This window comes from Butyrivibrio hungatei DSM 14810 (genome assembly GCF_900143205.1).
GTDB classification, from domain to species: Bacteria; Bacillota; Clostridia; order Lachnospirales; family Lachnospiraceae; genus Butyrivibrio; species Butyrivibrio hungatei.
Window position 1 is genome coordinate 61614 of the sequence record NZ_FRDH01000012.1, and the last position, 22142, is coordinate 83755.

The window sequence follows — 22142 nt, forward strand, 5'->3', positions numbered from 1 at the left end:
GAGATGAAAAATGGCAATTGTAAGTTTTAAGAAAACAATTCTTCGTAACCTGGTATCAAAGCCATATACAAGAAAATCAGAAAAAGAATATCCTGAAGGAACAAGAGGACACGTTGAAAATGACATGGATCTTTGCGTATTATGCGGACTTTGCTCAATCAAATGTCCTACACATGCTATCACTGTAGACAAGGTTGCAAAGACCTGGTCTATCAGACCTATGAGCTGCATTCAGTGTAGATGCTGCGTAGATAATTGTCCTAAAAAGTCACTTTCAATGGGCCTTAGATTCCAGGAACCAGGTGATGAAAAAGTAACTAAGACATTTAAACAGTCTGAAAAGGCTATAGCTGCTCAGGAAGCACTTATGAAAGCTGCAAAAGAGCGTGCAGCTGCCGCAGCCGCTGCTAAAGCTGCTCAAGCCGCTCAGGCTGCAGGTAACACAGAAGCACCTAAGGCGGCTCCTGTTACTCCAGCAGCTCAGACTACTAATACAGAAGAAAAGAAAGACTGATGGTTATTTCCATTAAGGTTAAAGGGGCGGTGCAGGGTGTTGGCTATCGCCCCTTTATTGCAAATAAAGCAACTGAATATGGAATAACAGGCTACGTCAAAAACATTGGCGCAGCTGTTGAGATCATAGCATCTGGAAATGAAGATAAAGTGCGCTCTTTTTTAGGTTCTCTTTATTCTGATTATCCTTCAGGTGCTATTATTTTGGATGTCGAATCTGAAACAATTGATCATCCATCTACAAACTATGATGATTTCAGGATTATTGATAGTGAAAGCATCTCTTTATCCGATGAACTTCCTGTATTTTTACCGGATATTGGAATTTGTGATCATTGTTTATATGAGCTTTTAGACAAAAAAGACAGACGATATAGGTATCCCCTTATTAGCTGTGCATCTTGTGGCCCAAGACTTAGCATCATAGAAAGTCTCCCATATGACAGAAACACAACTAAAATGAAAAAGTTTAAAATGTGTCCGAGCTGCCACAAAGAATATCTTGATGGCAGAAGAAAGCATGCACAGACTATTTCCTGTCATGATTGTGGTCCGCAGATGGTATTTTCTCATTTTAGTGATGGCAACCTGTTTTCAGCTTCCGGTAATGAAGCAGTAGATAAGGCGATTGAAGTACTTTCTAATGGTGGGATAATCGGTTTGAAGGGCCTTTCTGGATACCAATTTGTTTGTAAAACTTGTGCAGAACCAGCTAAGAGACTAAGAAGCATAAAAGGAAGAGAAAATAAGCCTTTTGCCGTAATGTTTGCTGATATAAAGCATGTTAAAGAGTATTGTCTTGTCAATGAAAAAGAAGAAGAATTACTTAGGTCTTTTGCAAGACCTATAGTTTTATTAAACAAAATAAAAGATATGCCTTATGAAGTATGTAGAGACAGTCAGTATATTGGTGCGTTTTTACCTTCATCTGGTATTCACAGGCTTTTGTGTGACGCTGTAGGTCCAATCATCTGTACAAGTGGCAATTTATCTGATGATAATATCATTATAGATGATGAGATATTTAAAGATGCTTTTTTGAAAAAGATAGATGGAATGCTGTTTCATAATAGAGAAATAGTGATGCCTCAGGACGATTCGGTTTGTTTTGTGATAGATACTGGAAATAACGAATATTCTGTTCAATATATCAGAAGAGCTAGAGGCTATGCACCACTTCCGTTATTGATAAAGCCTGGATACAAGAAAAAAAACTCTTATCTTGCAATTGGCGGAGATCTAAAGAGCACTTTTGCTCTAGCCAAAAATGATAGGATCATTCCTTCTCAGTATATTGGGGATCTTGAAAGTACAAATACTTACATATCCTATAAAAAAATAATTGATCAGTATCTTAAGCTATTTGAATTTAAGCCAGATCATATTATTTGTGACCTTCATCCTTTGTATTTTTCAACTAGGTATGCTAAGGAACTTTCAGATGAAAAGAATCTGGATATTTCCTATGTTCAGCATCATTTTGCCCATTCTCTTTCAGTAATGGCAGAACATTCACTGCTTTCATGTATCGGAATTTCTTTTGATGGAACAGGATATGGAACAGACGGTAAAGTATGGGGCGGGGAGATATTACATTGTAATGGCAGTGATTTTTCAAGAAAATGTCATTTGTCATATGTGATGCTTTCAGGCGGAAATAGTGCTCCAAAGAACGCTGAACTGGTAAAAAAATGCTATGAAAAAGCTCTTAACTACGATATAGATGATAAACTTGTTGAGGCAGCTTTATCAAATAAGATAAATGTTTTTGAAACATCCAGTATGGGAAGACTTTTTGACTGTGTTTCTGCGCTTTTGGATATAAAAAAATACAACTCCTTTGAAGGTGAATGCGCAATTCTTTTAGAGAATATAGCTGAATCTTCGAATAAAGAAAACTATCCAGACTTTGAGTTTAAGATATTAAAAGATCATGATGGAACATATATAGCAGACCAGCTTGATCTCTTTGATCAGATAAAGAGGGTTTACGCAGAAAAAAGCTATGAAATATCTGATATAGCCTATGGATTTCATATGGCAATCGTATCCTTTGTAAAAGAAATATGTTGTATAATAAGACGTGAAACTTCAGAAGATAAGATTTGTTTATCTGGCGGAGTATTTAATAACAGGATACTTCTTAGAGAATGTATCAGGATTCTTAGAGATAATGATTTTAAAGTATACTGGAATAACCAGGTTCCTTGTGGTGATTCCGGTGTAGCTACAGGTCAGGCCTATTATGGACTTATCTGTAAAGGTTTAGAAAGGCGTTAAAATGTGTGTTGCAATACCTGGAAAGGTAATCAAGATTGATGGAACAAAGGCTACAGTTGATTTTAGCGGTAACATAGTTACTGCAGAGGCTGGCCTTGTAGATGTTAAAGTTGGCGACAGAGTTTTAGTTCATGCTGGATGTATCATTCAGACTATGGATGACAAGCTTGCTAATGAAATGGAAGAATTATTTAACGAAATAGAGGATCTTACAGTTTAATGGCTAATAAGAATTTTCAGGAAATTATAGATTTTCTAAAGAATTATGATGGCGAAGAAGTCAGGATCATGGAAGTATGTGGAACTCATACTGCCGCAATTTCGGAAAATGGTATTCCATCTATGCTTTCGCCTAAAATTTCTCTTATATCCGGTCCTGGCTGCCCTGTTTGCGTAACAGTGACAGCTGTAATAGATAAACTTGTTGAACTTTCATTAAGACCTGATACAACTGTTTTGACATTTGGGGATCTTATAAGAGTAAAGGGCACAAATAAGTCCCTTGCTGACGCAAAAGCTGAGGGTGCTAATGTTCGAATGGTCTATTCACCAATGGAATCAATAACTCTTGCCAAAGAAGATCCTGATCACACCTACGTTTTTGCTGCTATTGGATTTGAAACAACAACTCCTGTTTATGCGATGGTCCTTAAAGAAGCAATTGAACAGGATATTAAGAATTTAAAGCTTTTGACATCACTAAAGACTATGCCGGAAGTTATCAGATGGGTAGTTAATAATGGCGGCGGGATTGATGGCTTTATAGCTCCGGGACACGTGGCTGCTATTACTGGAAGTGATGTATTTAAAGAGCTTTCTGATGAACTGGGAATACCTTTTGTAGTTTCAGGTTTTGAAGGAAAACAGCTCCTTATGACAATTTATGCTCTTGTTAATATGAAGGGCAAAAAAGGAATCAAAAACCTCTACAAAGACGTCGTTTTACCCGAAGGTAATTTAAAAGCTAAAGAAATAGTAGATAGGTATTTTTGTCCATCTGATGCATCTTGGAGAGGGATGGGGACGATTCCAGGTTCTGGAATGATGATTAGACCAGAATACAGTTCTTTTGATGCAGGTAGCATGAGCCTTGATGAAGACCATATGCCACCTGGATGCAGCTGTGCCAAGGTTTTAGTTGGAAAAGTAAAACCTTATGAGTGTCCTTTGTTTGGAAAGAGCTGTACTCCTGACAACGCTCATGGAGCTTGCATGGTCTCAACTGAAGGCAGCTGCTATAACTACTTTGTTTCAGGAAGAAGATAAGGAAGGTTTTAATATGAAAGTTACTATGGCTCATGGAAGCGGCGGAGAGTCCACTTCCAAGCTGATTGAAAGCGTATTTGCCAAGCATTTTCACAATGAAATACTTGATAGATTAGAGGATTCCGCTGTTGTAGACGGAAGTTCAAAGATTGCAGTAACAACAGATAGCTTCGTTGTTACACCCATCATTTTCCCAGGCGGAGATATCGGAAGATTATCTGTTTGCGGTACAGTAAATGACCTTCTTATGAGTTCCTCTACACCTAAATATCTTACATGTGGTTGTATCCTTGAAGAGGGACTAGATCTTGATGCCTTGGATAAGATAATTGAATCCATGGCTCTAACAGCTAACGAAGCCGGAGTTAAGATAATTACCGGAGATACAAAAGTTATAGAAAATAAGGGAGGAGAGCCTGGTCTTATCATAAATACATCCGGCGTTGGATTTATCAGAGAAGACGTTGAGGTTCCAGGACCTTTTAATCTAAAGGGCGGAGATAAGATCATTATTTCTGGCAATCTTGGTGATCATCATGCAACTATCCTTGGAGCAAGAATGGGTATCAGTAACAATATCTGTTCTGATGCGGCTCCTTTAGTTGAAATGGTTTCTAAGCTTCTTGATAATGGCGTAAAGGTCCACGCCATGAGGGATGTAACCAGAGGCGGTCTTGGAACAGTATTAAATGAGTTTGCAAGCAGTTCTAAATGCCAGATAAACCTATATGAGGAAGCACTTCCTGTATCAGATGCAGTTAAGGATTTCTGCGGAATTCTTGGCCTTGATGTCATGTATATGGGTAACGAAGGCAAAATGGTATTATCTGTTGCTGCTGAAGATGCTGATAGAGCAGTTTCTCTTATCAGGAGCTCAAAATATGGCGAAAATGCTACTATAATCGGTGATGTTGTCAAAGTAAATGATGATGACGATATAAAAGGTGTAATACTTAATACAAAGATTGGTGGTAAACGTACTATTGGTCTTATGTATGGTGAGGGACTTCCAAGAATTTGTTAAATGTTGTAAAATAATATCTATCCCTTGGAGTGCTTTTGAAAGGATTAAATTTTTAATGGAATTTAAGAGAATCAATAAAGATACAGTTACATGTATTATCACTGAAGATGATATGGACGAGCAGGGAATCAAGCTTGAGGACCTTTTTGAAAAGAAAAAGGAAGCCATGGATTTTCTTCATGATGTAATGAGAAAAGCTCAGGAAGAAGTTGATTATAAGCCAACAGGTTCATTTATGCCTATGCAGATAACAGTTCTTCCAGATCATTCAATTTCTCTTACACTTTCAGAAAATGCGTCAGCTTCATTTGGCGAGATCTTAAAGAACCTTACTGACAAAGCTGGTATCAAGATTCCTAAAAATGTACTTGAAGATCTTGGCGATTCAGTAGATGAAGAGAGAATAAATAGATTAAATGACTATTTAAAGAGTCTTAAGCAGTTTACCAATTCCGTAAAGAACATTATGGAAGAGGTTAATTCAGGTGAGGAACAGGGCAAGATTCCTGTAAATGATGGAGCAACTGTAGAAAAAGATAAATTGCTTTCAGACAAGATTTCTAATGGTGCATCCAGAAGATCTAAGATCCTTGATGACGAAGGCAAAGATATTCCTGATAGTCAAAGACTTTCATTCCATGAGTATATCTTTACTTTTGACAATATCAGAACTGTGATCGATTTTTGTAATAAAGCTCCTAAGCATTTTAAGTTTAAGAGCTCTTTGTACAAGAATCCGACAACAGGTAAGTATTACTTAGATCTTCAGCGACAGGACGAAGATCCTAGAGCATTCGCATCTTTATTTACCATGGCTTATGAATTTGGTCATTTTCAGGCTACAAATCAGCATATTTTAGCTTATATCAAGGAAAGCAGTGATCTTATTATCGCTGAGGATGCAATAGTTCTTTTAGCCAAAGTTTCAGATTAAGTTATGCAAATACTGAACGGTCCGGCAACAGACCGTTCTTTTTTTGTATTTTGACTACTACGAGGTTTTTATGAGATTAAACCAGTATATAGCTTCTTGCGGCATTTGTTCCCGCAGAGAAGCCGATAAGTTAATAGACGCAGGTAAAGTATCTGTAAATGATGTTACAGCTTCTTTTGGCATGAAAATAGAAGAAGGCGACTTGGTTAAAGTTGATGGAAAAGAAATAAAACAAAAATCAGATCACATAGTTCTTGCATATTACAAGCCAAGAGGCATTGTCTGCACAGAAAAAGACTCCCATGCTGAGAAAACAGTTATCGAAGACGTTGATTATTCTGAAAGAGTAACCTATGCTGGAAGGCTTGATAAGGACTCAGAAGGGCTTCTGATCCTTACTAATGACGGTAATCTCATAAATGCTATGATGAAGGGCTCAAACAAGCATGAAAAAGAGTATGTGGTCAAGGTAAACAAAAGTTTTGATGACAATTTTATTGAAAAAATGTCAAAAGGGGTCTATTTAAAAGAACTTGATAGGACCACGAGACCTTGTAAGGTAAAAAAGCTTTCCAATGATTCTTTTAACATAATCCTGACTCAGGGGCTTAACAGACAGATCAGGCGAATGTGCGACGAGCTTGGTTTTAAAGTGGTTTCGCTTAAAAGAGTACGTGTTATGACAGTTAAGCTTTCTGATTATGATCTAAAGCCATCTACATATCACAAGCTTGATGAAAGTGAAATACTTAAATTGTATAAGGCCGCTGGAATTCAGCTTTAAATCATACTATACTTATTAAGATATGTTTATTTTTGGGGGTAAATATGCCATTAGATATTAAAATGGAATACGATGAGCTTGTTAAGACTATCAAGCATCATATGGATCTTTATTATAATCAGGATGAGCCCGAAATTTCAGATTATGAGTACGATCAGCTCATGCTCAGATTAAAGGCAATGGAAAAAGAACATCCTGAACTAGTTATCAGTGATTCTCCAACAAGAATAATTGGCGGCACGGCCAAAAGAGAGGCTGGAGTTAAGATCACACACAATGTTCCAATGCTTTCAATTGAGGATGTTTTCAATAAGGAAGATGTAAAAAGCTGGGTAGAAAAGGTTCATCAGATGCATCCTGATGCTTTGTTTTCTGCTGAGCAAAAGATCGATGGACTTAGCTTGTCTCTTAGATATAGCAAGGATCCTAAAGATAATAAGCTTCACCTGACTATGGCAGAAACAAGAGGTGATGGCCTTATCGGTGAGGATGTCACAGCTAATGCCATGGTAATTTCAGATATTAGGAAGGTCATTGATCTGCCATATGATTACCTTGAGCTTCGCGGTGAAGTCTACATGTCTCATGACGACTTTGAAAAATTTAATGATGAACAGGAAAAGCTTGGAAAGAAAATAGCTGCGAACCCCAGAAACCTTGCTGCAGGCACATTAAGACAGCTTGATCCTGAGGTTACAAGGGCTCGTGGACTCAAGATGTTCGTCTTTAATGTTCAGGACGGACCAGAAGAGCTTAAAAATTCCCATGTTAATTCCTTAGATATTTTAGAAAAAGCCGGTGTTAAAACAGTTTATCATAGATCCTGCAAGTCCTTTGATGAAGTATCTGAAGCGATAGATATTATTGGAAATATGAGAGAAGACCTTGATTTTGACCTTGATGGTGCAGTTATCAAAGTCGATAATTTAAAATGGAGATCAGATTTCCCTGCTGGTTCCAAGTATTCAAGCGGACACATCGCTTATAAGTATCCTCCAGAAGAAAAGATAATCGTAATGGATGAGATACTTGTAGATGTAGGTAGAACTGGTAAGCTTACCTTTACCGGAAGCTTCCACGACAGAGAAACTGGTAAGCCAGCAAGGCTTTGTGGCACAAGCGTTTCAAGAGCAACGCTTCACAATCAGGACTATATCAATGAGATGCAGATAGGAATTGGTGGTGAATATAAGCTCTTTAAGAGCGGCGAGATCATTCCTAAGCTCAACGGTTGCGTTAAGGCTCCTGAGGTCATATATAAAGCTCCTGATGTATGCCCAATCTGTGGTGGACATCTTGTCAGAGAGGAAGATACAGCTGATATCAGATGTATAAATCCTACTTGTCCAGCACAAGTTACAAGAACAATTGCATACTTTACTTCAAGAGATGCCATGAATATCATGGGACTTGGTGATACACTAGTAGATGCATTGGTATCTGATGGGTATCTAAAAAATTATGCGGATATATATCATCTTAAGGAACATAGAGATGAGCTTATTGAAAAAGGTATCATAGGAAAAGAGAAAAATACTGATAAGCTCCTTGGTGAAATAGAAAAGTCAAAGGCAAATGATCCGGTAAGACTTCTTACAGGTCTTGCTATTAGAAACGTAGGTAAATCAACTGCCAGAGAGATCATGAAGCATTTTGATAATCTTATGGATCTTACTAAGGTTACTGTAGATGGATTCTTGCAGATCCCTGATATTGGCGAGACTACAGCTGGTGACCTTTATGATTTCTTCCATAATGAAGAAAATATAGCCATCATCAATGAGATGAACAGTCTGGGACTTAATATGGTGGTCACCAAGGATGAAGACGCATCTGATAAGCTTTCAGGTCTTACAATCGTTGTAACTGGAACACTTCCAACTCTTGGACGTAAAGAGGCAGAAGAGCTCATTACTAAAAATGGTGGTAAAGCTTCAGGCAGCGTATCCAAGAAAACAAGCTATGTTCTTGCAGGTGAAGCCGCTGGAAGTAAACTTACAAAGGCTCAGGAACTTGGAATTGAAATCATTGACGAAGCTAAGTTTTTAGATATGATCAAATAAAAAATGCATGGAGTAAAAGAATATGCCTATTAAAATTCAAAATGACCTTCCTGCCAGAGAAATATTAGAGACAGAAAATATATTTGCAGTAGATGAAAATAGAGCTTTGCATCAGGATATCAGATCCCTCCAGATCTGTATTTTGAATCTTATGCCTTTAAAAGAGGACACGGAGCTTCAGCTCTTAAGGTCAATGTCAAATACTCCTCTTCAGATTGATGTGTCATTTATGCAGATGAGTTCACATCATTCTACAAATACATCACCTAACCACTTAAACAGGTTCTACAATACCTTTGAAGAGCTCAAGGATAACACCTATGACGGACTTATCATTACAGGAGCCCCTGTGGAACAGATGGCTTTTGAAGAAGTAGACTACTGGGATGAGCTCTGTAAAGTATTTGAGTGGTCTAAGACAAATGTAACTTCTACCTTCCATATTTGCTGGGGGGCTCAGGCCGGAATCTACTATCATTATGGAATCGACAAAGAGTACCTTGATAAAAAGAGATTTGGAATATATAAGCATCGTGTAATGAACAGGAAAGTACCACTTGTACGAGGCTTTGACGATGTATTTTGTATGCCACATTCTCGTCATACTGAAACTCCTGCAGATAAGATCCACGCTTGTGATGATCTTGTTGTGCTGGCAGAATCAGAGGTTGCTGGCATTTTCCTTTGCATGAACAGATCTGGAAGCCAGATATTTGCTATGGGTCATGCTGAATATGATAGGCTTACCCTTGATGCAGAATATAAAAGAGATCTTTCCAAGGGACTTCCTATAGATATGCCTATAAATTATTATCCAGATAATGATCCAAACAATAAGCCTGATCTTTTATGGAGAAGTCATGCAAATATCTTATATACTAACTGGCTCAACTACTACGTATATCAGAATACTCCATATAAATGGGGCCAGATTCTTGATGAAGAAAAGAGAGAAATAGCTTCAAAGACACTTACACAGAAAATTTGACGGGAGGATTCAAAATGAAGCTTAGAAATATTTATACCTGTTTTCCAGGTGGTAAACACAAGGTACTGACACTTAGCTATGATGATGGCAAGATTGCTGATAGGAGACTTGTGTCTATCTTTAATGAATACGGACTTAAGGGAACATTTAATGTTAACTCTGATCTTTATGATTATCCTTGCACAGAGCCTTATGATCCAAGAATTCCTTTAAGCGAGTTTAAAGAACTATATAAAGGACACGAAGTTGCTTGTCACACAGCACAACATCCAACAATTGCCAGATGTCCAAAAGAACAGATGGTACTTCAGGTTATCGAAGATAGAAGAAAACTTGAAGAAGCCCTTGGCTATACTGTTAGAGGCCTTGCTTATCCTAATGGCTCTTTTGATGATAATGTAGTAGACGCATTGAAGGCCTGTGGAATTGTTTATGCCAGAACAGTTCATTCAACACTTGGCTTTAGTATGCCAACTGATTTCCTTAGATGGAATCCAACATGTTCACACAGAAATGAAGCCTTGGAAAGACTTTCAAAGGAATTTTCAGAGCTTCATAAAACTCAGTATCTGTACATGATGTACGTATGGGGCCACAGCTACGAGTTTGAAAAAGATGGCAACTGGAATATCATTGAGAAGTTTGCAAAGGATATGGGCGGTCACGAAGATATTTGGTACGCAACCAATATCGAGATCGTTGATTATATGGATGCTGCTTCAAGAATTCAGGTATCAGTTAATGGTGATTTTGCGTTTAATCCAAGTGCTATCAGTGTATGGCTGGAAGTAGACGGTAAGCACGTTGAACTTAAGCCTGGAGTAGTGACTGAGTTGTAATTTTTCATTTAATAAGTTAAAATAAATATGTTAGGTTGTATATTTTTAGACGAAATTTGACAAGGAGATTATTTTATGGCCCTTAATATGGAAAATGATGACCTTGAACCAAAGACTGATCTTAAGAAGAAACCAACCAAGAAGACTAAAGAGATGCTAGAAGAAAACGCTAAACAGATTGAAGAATTAAAAGCTCTTCAGAAAGAGCTTACAGAAGAATTATCACAGCTTGATAAAGAAGACAAAGAACTTGGAGAACGTTCAGCTCTTAAGATGAAAGTTTCTCACAAGAAATTTGGTGAAGGCAAGGTTATAAGCCAGGATGGTAAATATATTGAGGTAAAATTCAGTGATGTTGTAAAGAAATTTGTTTTACCTGGATGTATTGCTGATAAATACTTAGAAGTAAGTGATGAGAGTGTTTATGAGTATTATGTGAAATGTAATGAGATTCACAAAAAGCGCATGAATGCAGAGCTTAAATCTAAGTCTGCTACATTTGCCATTCAGCGTCATGAAGACGCAATAGAAAAGCTTAATGCCAAATTAAAAGTATAACTAAATATTAGAAATTTAAAGGCACGCCATGAGGCGTGCCTTTTTTATTACATTGCTTTATTTTCTTCAACTTTCTTTTGAGCTGTAGAGAGCATAAGCTTGATCCTGTTAAGCTGGTTAACTTCAGAAGCGCCTGGATCATAGTCAATTGCTACGATATTACATCCAGGATAAAGATGTCTCATCTGCTTGATAACTCCCTTACCTACTACATGGTTTGGAAGACATCCAAATGGCTGCGTACAAACAATGTTTGAAGCACCTTCTTTGATAAGCTCAACCATTTCACCTGTAAGGAACCAGCCTTCACCTGTCTGATTTCCGATACTAACGATAGGCTTAGCATATTCAACAAGTTTATAGATGCTTGTTGGAGGATCAAAGTGTACACTCTTTTTAAATGCTTTTGTAGCCCCTGAGCGAAGTCTTTCAATTGCCCAGATGCCAGCTTTACAAAATGCAGCTGTCTTTTTGCTTGTTCCAAGCTCTTCAGCTTTGTAAATCTGATTGTAGAAGCAGTAGAGCATGAAATCAATAAGATCAGGAACAACTGCTTCAGCACCTTCAGCTTCTAGAAGCTCTACAAGGTGATTGTTTGCAGCTGGAGCAAATTTAACAAGAATTTCTCCAACCACACCAACTCTTGGCTTTACTTCATCTGTGATCTCAATCTTATCAAAATCAGCAATGATATCAGCACAGATCTTTTCAAATTTAAAGATATTCATGTGCTTGGCTGATACAAAGTCCTGACAAACCTTAAGCCATTTTGCATGGCAGGCATCAACTGAACCAGGAACCTTCTCATAAGGACGCATCCTATATACGCATCTCATGAATATATCACCAAAGATTGCTCCAAAAGCAGCTCTTTCAAGCATTTCAAGATTGATATGGAAGCCAGGATTTGCTTCAAGCTTTGAAAGGTTAAGTGAAACAACAGGAATCTGCTCCATACCTGCCTTTTTAAGAGCTCTTCTGATAAATCCTACATAGTTTGTTGCTCTGCATCCACCACCTGTCTGTGACATGATGACAGCAGTTCTGTTAAGGTCATATTTGCCTGAATGAAGCTCATCCATGATCTGACCAACAACCCAAAGAGATGGATAACAAGCATCATTATTAACGTACTTAAGACCCATATCAATGGCGTGACGATTGTCATTTTGCATTACAACGAAGTTATAACCGCAAGATCTAAAAGCTGGCTCCAAGATGTCAAAGTGAATAGGAGACATCTGAGGACAGAGAATAGTGTAGTTCTTTCTCATTTCTTCTGTGAAAAGAACTCTGTTAATAGCGCTTGATTTGATAGTTCTTTCTTTATTCTTTTGCTTACGAACTCTGATAGCGGCAAGAAGAGAACGAACTCTGATCCTAGCACTACCAAGGTTATTTACTTCGTCGATCTTAAGACATGTATATATCTTGTCTGATCCTGAAAGGATATCGTTGACCTGATCTGTTGTAACTGCGTCAAGACCGCATCCAAAGGAATTAAGCTGAATAAGATCAAGATCATCCCTTGTCTTAACAAAGCTTGCTGCAGCATAAAGTCTTGAATGATACATCCACTGGTCAGATACGATAAGGGGTCTTTCTGGAGTGCCAAGATGAGATACAGAATCCTCTGTAAGAACTGCAACACCGTATGAGCAGATCATATCAGGAATACCATGGTTGATCTCCGGATCTACGTGGTATGGACGTCCAGCAAGAACAATACCATGTTTGCCGTTTTCTTCCATCCATTTAATTGTTTCTTCACCCTTTTTTTGAATATCAAGCCTTGCTTTAGCCATTTCATCCCAGCCAGCCTTAGCTGCTTTTATGACTTCCTCAGCTGGAATTTCAGCAAATTCTTTTACAAGGGCAGTAGTTGCTGTCTCAAGTGAAGTGAATGCCATAAATGGGTTTCTAAGCTTAACATTACCATTTGTGATGGCTTCAACGTTGTTTTTAATATTCTCAGAATAAGAAGTTACTATAGGGCAGTTGTAGTGGTTAGTTGCACCCTTAACTTCTTCTCTTTCATAAAAAAGTCCTGGATAGAAGATAAAATCTACCTTTTGTTTAATGAGCCATTCAATATGGCCGTGAGAAAGCTTGGCAGGATAGCACTCAGACTCACTAGGAATAGACTCAATTCCAAGTTCATAGATCTGATGAGTTGATCTAGGAGATAAAACTACCTGATATCCAAGGTTAGTAAAGAAGGTAAACCAGAAAGGATAGTTCTCGTAGAAATTAAGAACTCTTGGAATACCTACGCTACCTCTTTTTGCCTTTTCTGCGCTAAGAGGCTCATAGCCAAATATTCTCTTATATTTATAATCAAAGAGGTTAGGAATGTTCTTTTCGTTCTTGACCTTGCCGATTCCTCTTTCACATCTGTTGCCAGAAATGTGTGTACGGCCACCCGTAAATTTATTGACAGTAAGTCTGCAGTGGTTTGTGCAACCCTGACATGTAGTCATGCTGGTTGTATATTCAAGGTTGTTGATCTGATCAATGCTAAGCATTGTAGTCTTGTAATCATCAGTCTCAAAGAAACGATCTCTTGCGATAAGAGCAGCACCAAAAGCACCCATGATACCTGCGATATCAGGTCTTATGGCTTCTGCACCAGAAATGATCTCAAATGCTCTAAGAACTGCATCATTATAGAAAGTACCGCCCTGAACTACAATGTGTTCTCCAAGGTCCTTGGCATCTGAAACCTTGATAACCTTAAATAGAGCGTTTTTAATAACAGAATAAGCAAGTCCTGATGAAATATCAGCTACATCTGCGCCTTCCTTCTGAGCCTGCTTAACTCGTGAGTTCATAAATACAGTACATCTTGTACCAAGGTCTACTGGAGATTTAGCATATAAAGCAACTTTAGCAAAATCCTGAACAGTATAATCAAGAGATTTGGCAAAGGTCTCAATGAATGAACCGCAGCCTGAAGAACAAGCTTCGTTAAGCTGAACAGAGTCAACTGATTGATTTTTGATGTGGATGCATTTCATGTCCTGTCCGCCAATATCAAGGATACAGTCTACCTCAGGATCAAAGAAAGCAGCAGCATTGTAGTGAGCGATTGTTTCTACTTCGCCATCATCAAGTAAAAGAGCTGATTTAAGTAGCGCTTCTCCATAACCGGTTGAGCAGGCTCTGGAAATTTTAACACCTTCAGGCATCAGCTTATAGATTTCCTGGATTGAAGAAATAGCAGTTTTTAGTGGGCTTCCGTTGTTACTTGAATAGAACGAATAGAGAAGATCACCATCTTCACTGATAAGTGCACACTTTGTAGTAGTAGAACCAGCATCGATTCCAAGGAAAGCATTACCCTTATAGCTATCAAGCTTTCTAGTCTTAACCTTGTACTGATCCTGGCGATTTCTGAATTCCTTGTAATCTTCCTCATTTTTGAATAGAGGATCAAGTCTTGAAACTTCAGCATCCATAACGATCTTGTGTGAGAGCTTTGAAACCATCTCATCCATTGAGTAGGATATTTCTTCTTTTGCATTTAATGCTGAACCAATAGCTGCAAAAAGATGAGAGTTGTCAGTTTCAATAGTATGTTCCTCATCAAGCTTAAGAGTCCTGATAAATGCAGCCTTAAGCTGATCAAGGAAGTGAAGAGGACCGCCTAAAAATGCAACGTGTCCTCTAATAGGCTTACCACAAGCAAGACCAGAAATTGTCTGATTAACTACAGCCTGGAAAATAGAAGCAGAGAGATCTTCCTTGGTTGCTCCTTCATTGATAAGAGGCTGTATATCTGACTTAGCAAATACTCCGCATCTAGCTGCAATAGTATAAAGGGAATTGTAGTTCTTGGCATATTCATTTAGACCTGATGCATCTGTCTGTAAAAGAGCTGCCATCTGGTCAATAAAAGAACCTGTACCACCGGCACAGATACCGTTCATACGTTGTTCAACATTTCCATCCTCAAAGTAAATGATCTTGGCATCTTCACCGCCAAGTTCGATAGCTACATCTGTTTTAGGAGCAAGCTTTTTGAGTGAAGTAGATACTGCAATAACTTCCTGAACGAAAGGCACTTCAAGGTGCTTGGCGAGAGTAAGTCCGCCAGAACCTGTTATCACAGGATGTATAGTTACATTCCCGCTTATTTTATATGCTTCTTGAAGAAGATCTGCTAAAGTCTCCTGAATATTAGCAAAATGTCTTTTATAATCTGAAAAAATGATATTTGAATCTTTATCAAGCAGTGCGACTTTGACAGTTGTAGAACCAATGTCTATGCCTAATGTATAGTCTTTAGAAATCATGTAATACCTCTTATTTCTTCTAATAAATGTTGCTCAAGGCAATCTCTATGATTATAAAGCAGGTGTCTATAAAAATCAATCGACGTAGTTTTGTAAACTACTTTAAGTAAAGTAATATTATGTAAGTATTAAATAACGCTAAAATATAACATGAATAATCGAATGAACGTTTGTGCTGTGTTATAATCTATTCAGAATGGTGTTTCTATCCAATGGAGGATTGGAATTGAAAATATCAATGCGCAAATCTAAATATAATATTTTCTGTAGAATTCTTCTGATAAACATTGGCATAATAACTAATGTATTGCTCTCATTTATTACTAATAAATTTAAAATGCCTATATTTTTAGACTCTACCGGAACCATGATAGTAGCATCGATAGGCGGTATATTTCCTGGAATTTTATGCGGCGTTGTATCTAACGTTTTATCTTCGATCTTTTATAGACCAAACATTTATTTTGGCTTTATTAACGCTTTAATAGCAATCTTTACTGCTTGGTTCTTTAGAGAAGAAAAATATAAAAGAGCTAAAAACATCCTTCTATTTATTATCTCGATCGGTGTCATTAATGGCGTATTTAGCGCCCTTGTTAAATGGTTCTTTTTAAAAACTCCAGAAAGTACACCAATCCTAGATTCAATAGAATCTATAACTGACTTTATTGGTGTTAGTGATCTTACTTCTTATTCACTTGTTGAAATATTTATCAATATCTTTGATAAAGCAATATCTATTACTGTAGCTCTTTTTATATTCTATGTGGTGCCGGAAAAAATACGCCTTGGTATCAGAAATTCCGCCTGGAGACAAAAACCTCTTACTGTAGAAGAGACAAAAGAGCTTGGAATAGTCAGTAAGGATAGTAAACATTCATTAAGTGTCAGATTAACATGTATGTTATTTATCTGTGCCATTTCCCTTACAGGTATTATGTGCTGGGTTGGAATCGGGCTTTATTATGATAATTCTAAAGAAGAAAAAGCTGAATCAGCATTAAATGCAGCTAGTTACGCTGCCAGCTATATTGATCCATACAAGATTGATGATTACATTGAAAAAAGTGAATTTTCCCTTGAATATACTCAGACCAAGCTTTTTATTAATACCATTAAAACAAATGCTATTGGCGTAGACTATCTGTACATAGTCAAGATGACAAAAGATGGTTATTATTACGTTTTTGACGCAGATAAAAAAGATGGTACTAGTCATAAAGCTGGAGAATTTGTTCCATTTGATAAGGAACTTCTTCCATATGTAAATGGATTTTTGGATGGAACAGAAATTGGAACCATAGAAACAGATGGATTGTCAGGTTGGGTATTAACTTCATATTATCCAATAACTGATAATAACGGTATCTGTAGAGGCTATGCCTGTGCTGGCGTATCACTTGAATATATGACACAATATATGACTAAATTTATTATGCGCGTAGTCCTTATCATGTCATCCTTCTTCATTCTTATATTTGCTTTTGGTCTGTGGATGGCTGGAACACTAATGGTTTATCCTATCAACAGTATAGAAAAAAGTATTGAAGAGTTCATTGAAGCTGGAGATGACCAGAAAAAGCTTGATGCAGCTGTAAAGAAAATGAGGACTATCAATATACAGACAGAAGACGAGCTTGAAAAAATGTATCACATAATCTGTGACATGGCTTTAAATCAGACTGAGATCATCAGAAATGTCCGCAGAATTTCTGATTCAACCATGAAGATGCAAGATGGTCTTATTGTCACCATGGCGGATATGGTTGAAAGCAGAGACTCTGATACAGGTGCACACGTTCAGAAAACTTCTGAGTATGTAAGAATCATATCAGAAGGATTATATAGAAAGGGATATTATCCGGAAAAGATAAATCCTAAGTTCATATCAAATTGTGTCAGAAGTGCTCCTTTGCATGATATTGGAAAGATAAATATCTCAGATAAGATCCTTAATAAACCGGGCAAGCTCACAGACGAAGAGTTTGCAATCATGAAGACACATACAACTGCAGGTAGAGAGATCATTGAGAAGACTATCAATACTGTTAAGGGAGAAAGTTACCTTAAGGAAGCAAGGAATATGGCCGCTTATCACCATGAAAGATGGGATGGTAAAGGTTATCCCGAAGGCCTTCATGGAGAGGTTATTCCGTTATCAGCCCGCATAATGGCGGTTGCTGATGTATTCGATGCGTTAACTTCTCCTAGAGTTTATAAACAGGCTTTTTCTTTGGATAAAGCTCTTTCTATCATAAAGGAAGAATCTGGAAAGCAGTTTGATCCAAAGTGTGTAGAAGTATTACTTGATTCACTAGATGAAGTAAAGGTTGTTCTTGGCAAATATAACCATAGTGTTTAATGGAGAATATCTGTGAAGAAAATATTGCTGCTTCTATCAATTTTATTTTTCCTTGCAGCTGGTAATAGTAGCCAGTTGATTACTTATGCCAAGGAAAGCGATGAACTGAATGAATACAAGATTTATGGTGGCGGTTTTGCAGCTACAGGTCAAATAGAAGGATCATCTTTTTCTACTAAGGTTTATGACTCTTCAAATGGACTTCCTACATCTGACGCCATGTTTATTCTTGGTGCTTCCGACGGACATATTTACGTTGGAGGTTATAGTGGTGTGTTCAAATATGATGGCAGTTCTTTTGACAGAATAGAAGGAATCGAAGGCCTAACAAGTGCCAGGGCAATATTTGAAGATAGCAAAGGCAGGATCTGGGTAGGAACAAATGATAACGGTGTAGTTGTTGTTGACGGAAACGAAAGCAGACATTTTACTTATAAAGACGGTCTTACTTCCTCATCCATCAGAATTTTTTCAGAAGATAATTCAGGAAATATCTTTGTTGGTACGACTTCAGGTGTTTGCTATATTGATCCTGCGTATGAAGTACATTTACTTACAAGATATAAAATTGCTGATGAAAGAGTCCTTAAAATGGACAGAAGCCCTTCAGGGACAATTTATGGGCAGGCCAAAGACGGACGTATCTTTGCTATAGATGATTGCAAAATTTCTCAAATGTATGATCACAAGGTCCTTGGATTTGAGAAGATAACATCTCTTTTGGCTGACCCACACAATGAAGATATGGTTTATATCGGCACCGAAGGTTCCTATGTATATTACGGAAAATTTGGTGACAAAAAAGAGAATATGAAAAAAATTGATGTATCTCCAATCAGCGAGACCCATTGGCTTTCATATGACTGTGGAAGAGTTTGGGTGTCATCTACAAATATGCTTGGATACATCGATGAAGATAGTAACTTCCATCTTTTTGAAAACCTGCCGCTTACAAGTGGGATTGAAATGACAACCTCTGATTATCAGGGAAATATGTGGGTTGCTTCGTCTACGCAAGGGGTCATGAAGCTTGTCACCAATAATTTCATCAACATAACAGAAAAAGCCGGCCTCCCATCAGAACTTACAAATGCCGCATACAAGTTCCATGGAAATTTGTACATAGGAACTGATAGCGGCTTAAAGATTGTTGATAAAAATGGCAAAAGCTTTGAGAATGAGCTTACAGAGTATATTGGGGACGCTAGGGTCAGAGATATTATATCTGATGAAAAAGGCAATCTCTGGGTCGCAACATACAATCATGATCTGGGACTTGTATGCTATTCTGCAGAAAAAGAAATAAAGTCTTTTGATAAAAGTACTGGAATGCCAGATAATCAGATAAGGACCATCATCGTTTCAAAAGATGGTGGCATTATTGCCGCAACTAACGGCGGAATCGCTATTATTGAAAATGATAAAGTCATCAAAAAATACACATCTAAAGATGGTATCAAAAATCTTGTATTCCTTACTTTGGTCGAGGGAAACGAAGGAATTATCTTTGCCGGATCAGACGGTGATGGAATCTATGCAATTGATGGAGATGATATCAATAAGATAGATAGGGAAGATGGACTTACTAGTGATGTTGTCATGCGAATTGTCAAGGATGAAAAGAGACAACTGCTCTGGATCGTAACCTCAAACTCTATCCAATATATGAAGGACGGAGCGATCTATGAAGTTACTACTTTCCCTTATAATAATAATTATGACATATATTTTGATGATGAAGATAATGTCTGGATATTATCATCTTATGGAATTTACAAAGTAAAAGCAGATGATATGATGCAGGATAATGTAACTGATTACAGGTTATATACACTTGCAAACGGTCTTCCTTTTGCAATTACTAGTAATTCTTTTGGCTATATTGATAATGAAGGAAATCTGTATATTCCAGGAAGATATGGCCTAATAGGCGTAAATATCAATAATTATTATGAAAAGAATGAACATGTATTAATGGGCATAAAGTCTGTCTATTGCGATAAAGAGTATGTTCTTCCTGATAAAGACGGGGTCTATAATATTCCATCTACCAGTCGCCGCGTACAGATAACGCCTTCAGTAATGGACTACACTATGGTCAATCCAACAATTCGTCTTTATCTTGAAGGCGGCAAGGATGATGGAGTTACCTATAATAGAGATGAACTTGTTCCATTGGAATTTACAAATCTTCCATATGGAAATTATAAGGTTCATATTCAACTTTTGAATTCTTCAACAGGTGAAGTAATACAGGATAATGCATATAGAATAAAAAAATCTGCAAGAATCGGTGAACTTATATTCATAAGAGTGCTGACAGTATTGACATTTGCGATCATTGCTGGTCTTATTGTTTGGTGGACGCTTAGAACCACAGTCATCAGTAGGCAATATGCTGAGATCAGAAGAGCAAAGGAAGAAGCAGAAAAAGCAAACGAAGCAAAGACGAGATTTCTTGCAAATATTTCTCATGAAATAAGAACGCCTATCAATACCATTTTGGGTATGAATGAGATGATTCTAAGAGAGGATTCTGCCAATGTTCCTAAGGGCTATTACATGTCCATGATGAACTATGCCTTTGATATTAGAAACGCCGCTGATTCACTCCTTGGCCTTATAAATGATCTGCTGGATATTTCCAAGATTGAATCCGGCAAGATGCACCTTGTGGAACAGGAATATGATACAGCAGATATGCTGCGTTCTATTATTTCCATGATCAAGATAAAGAGTAATGAAAAGGGCCTTTCATTTGATGTTGTTGTTGATGAGATATTTCCTAAGAGACTTTATGGTGACGCAGGAAAGATAAAACAGGTTGTTTTGAATATACTTACCAATGCGGTTAAATATACGAGTAAGGGAGGTTTCTGCCTTAATGTATCTATGTATGAAAGAAATGGAGCTAAGGCACAGATAAGGATTTCTGTAAAAGATACAGGAATGGGCGTTAAAGAAGAAGACATGGAAAAGCTCTTTACTGCATATGAGCGTCTTGATGAAGAAAAGAACAGTTCTATTCAGGGAACTGGTCTTGGTCTTAATATTTCAAAGAAATTTGCAGAGCTCATGGGTGGAAATCTATGGTGTGAGAGCGTTTATGGAGAAGGTTCAGAATTTATTTTTACCTTTGAACAGATAATTGCTGATGAATCTCCTGTTGGTGCTTTTGTTTTAGAAGAAAGCAAGGCAAGCGGACACTATGTTCCTAAGTTTGTAGCTCCTGATGCAGATATCCTTGTTGTTGACGATAATCCTATGAATCTTAACGTATTCAAGGGATTGTTAAAAGCGACCAAGGTATTTGTTACAACTGCTGATAGCGGAGAAGAAGCAATCGATAAGCTTAAGGATAATGATTATGATGTGGTATTCCTTGATCATATGATGCCTGGTCTTGACGGAATAGAGACACTTGCCATTATAAGAGAATTTAAACCTGACATCCCTGTTTACGCCCTTACCGCAAATTCAGTTGCTGGTGAAGATTTCTATTTATCCAAGGGATTTAATGGATTTTTGGGAAAGCCTGTTGATGGTGAATTACTTGAAAAGACAATTATGAAACATCTTCCTGAGAGCAAGATGGAACAGCCTTCAGAGGAAGATGTTCCAGCAGAGCTTACAGAGATTCCGGAAGATATGTCTTGGATCTATGACGTAGAAGGTATAAATGTAGAAGAGGGTATAAAGAATTCTGGCGGTGTTTCAGGCTTTTTGTATGCACTTGATCTTTTCCTTGAAACTATCGATGAAAATACAAAGCTTATCAAAGACGCCTATGAAAGCGACAATATAAGACTTTATACTATCAAGGTTCATGCTCTTAAGAGTTCCTGCAGGATCATTGGTGCTCTTGATCTTTCTAATTTTGCAAAGAGTCTTGAAGATGCCGGAAATCAAAAAGATATAACGTTTATCAGTGCTAAGACAGATGACTTCCTAAAGCAGTATAATGAATATAAGGATAAACTATCCAGAATAATCGCCAAGCAGGATGATAACACAGAAAAGGAAATGATAACTGAAGAAAACCTTAAGGATGCCTACGAAGCTTTGGCAGAACTTATACCTCAAATGGATTATGATTCAGTAGAGATGATAGTTAATAATCTTACTAAATATCTTCTTCCTGAGGAAGATGCAAATAAGATAAGTGAATTAAACAGATTACTAAAGAAATTTGATTGGGAAGGCATGGAAGATCTTATATTAAAGTAAAGGGGAAAC

General features: G+C 37.4%; 14 protein-coding genes. 13 read left to right on the forward strand and 1 reads right to left on the reverse strand.

What is annotated here, in order from left to right; all coding sequences use genetic code 11:
* Window positions 1–10: 10 nt before the first annotated feature.
* From BUA02_RS13285 to BUA02_RS13335, 11 genes are all read left to right on the forward strand, one after another.
* Window positions 11–514, forward strand: a complete 504-nt coding sequence (locus tag BUA02_RS13285; protein ID WP_072705003.1) for a 4Fe-4S binding protein — start codon at window positions 11–13, stop codon at window positions 512–514.
* The gene (gene hypF / locus BUA02_RS13290) at window positions 514–2793 is read left to right on the forward strand and encodes a carbamoyltransferase HypF (protein ID WP_072705006.1); all 2280 of its coding nucleotides are present in this window, start codon (window positions 514–516) and stop codon (window positions 2791–2793) included. The genes BUA02_RS13285 and hypF overlap by 1 nt, the downstream gene beginning before the upstream one ends.
* A gap of 1 nt (window position 2794) precedes the next feature.
* Window positions 2795–3013, forward strand: a complete 219-nt coding sequence (locus BUA02_RS13295; protein ID WP_072705009.1) for a HypC/HybG/HupF family hydrogenase formation chaperone — start codon at window positions 2795–2797, stop codon at window positions 3011–3013.
* Window positions 3013–4059 carry a hydrogenase formation protein HypD gene (hypD, locus tag BUA02_RS13300; protein ID WP_072705011.1) on the forward strand — a complete coding sequence of 349 codons (1047 nt, stop codon included), beginning with the start codon at window positions 3013–3015 and terminating at the stop codon, window positions 4057–4059. Before BUA02_RS13295 ends, hypD begins: the two co-directional genes overlap by 1 nt.
* A complete protein-coding gene (hypE, locus tag BUA02_RS13305) occupies window positions 3965–5083 on the forward strand; it encodes a hydrogenase expression/formation protein HypE (RefSeq protein WP_330393348.1) in 1119 nt (372 codons plus the stop codon). The genes hypD and hypE overlap by 95 nt, the downstream gene beginning before the upstream one ends.
* A gap of 55 nt (window positions 5084–5138) precedes the next feature.
* Window positions 5139–6017, forward strand: coding sequence for an adaptor protein MecA (locus BUA02_RS13310; RefSeq protein ID WP_072705017.1), 879 nt, complete (start codon window positions 5139–5141; stop codon window positions 6015–6017).
* Between the two features lie 70 nt (window positions 6018–6087).
* Window positions 6088–6801, forward strand: coding sequence for a pseudouridine synthase (locus BUA02_RS13315; protein WP_072705020.1), 714 nt, complete (start codon window positions 6088–6090; stop codon window positions 6799–6801).
* Window positions 6802–6845: 44 nt separating this feature from the next.
* The gene (ligA, locus tag BUA02_RS13320) at window positions 6846–8864 is read left to right on the forward strand and encodes an NAD-dependent DNA ligase LigA (RefSeq protein WP_072705022.1); all 2019 of its coding nucleotides are present in this window, start codon (window positions 6846–6848) and stop codon (window positions 8862–8864) included.
* Window positions 8865–8886: 22 nt separating this feature from the next.
* Window positions 8887–9852: a homoserine O-acetyltransferase MetA gene (gene metA / locus BUA02_RS13325; RefSeq protein WP_072705024.1), complete on the forward strand. Its 966-nt coding sequence runs from the start codon at window positions 8887–8889 to the stop codon at window positions 9850–9852.
* A 14-nt stretch (window positions 9853–9866) separates the two neighbouring features.
* Window positions 9867–10691 carry a polysaccharide deacetylase family protein gene (locus BUA02_RS13330; RefSeq protein ID WP_072705027.1) on the forward strand — a complete coding sequence of 275 codons (825 nt, stop codon included), beginning with the start codon at window positions 9867–9869 and terminating at the stop codon, window positions 10689–10691.
* 75 nt (window positions 10692–10766) lie between these two features.
* Window positions 10767–11249, forward strand: a complete 483-nt coding sequence (locus tag BUA02_RS13335; protein ID WP_072705030.1) for a hypothetical protein — start codon at window positions 10767–10769, stop codon at window positions 11247–11249.
* A 47-nt stretch (window positions 11250–11296) separates the two neighbouring features.
* On the opposite strand, the gene BUA02_RS13340 is transcribed toward BUA02_RS13335, so the two are convergent.
* Entirely contained in the window at window positions 11297–15544 is a 4248-nt protein-coding gene (locus tag BUA02_RS13340; RefSeq protein ID WP_072705032.1) for a 2-hydroxyacyl-CoA dehydratase, read from the reverse strand.
* Window positions 15545–15881: 337 nt separating this feature from the next.
* On the opposite strand from BUA02_RS13340, the gene BUA02_RS13345 reads away from it, so the two are divergent.
* The gene (locus BUA02_RS13345) at window positions 15882–17906 is read left to right on the forward strand and encodes an HD-GYP domain-containing protein (protein WP_178297673.1); all 2025 of its coding nucleotides are present in this window, start codon (window positions 15882–15884) and stop codon (window positions 17904–17906) included.
* A 12-nt stretch (window positions 17907–17918) separates the two neighbouring features.
* Window positions 17919–22133, forward strand: coding sequence for a hybrid sensor histidine kinase/response regulator (locus BUA02_RS13350; RefSeq protein WP_072705038.1), 4215 nt, complete (start codon window positions 17919–17921; stop codon window positions 22131–22133).
* Window positions 22134–22142 lie beyond the last annotated feature (9 nt).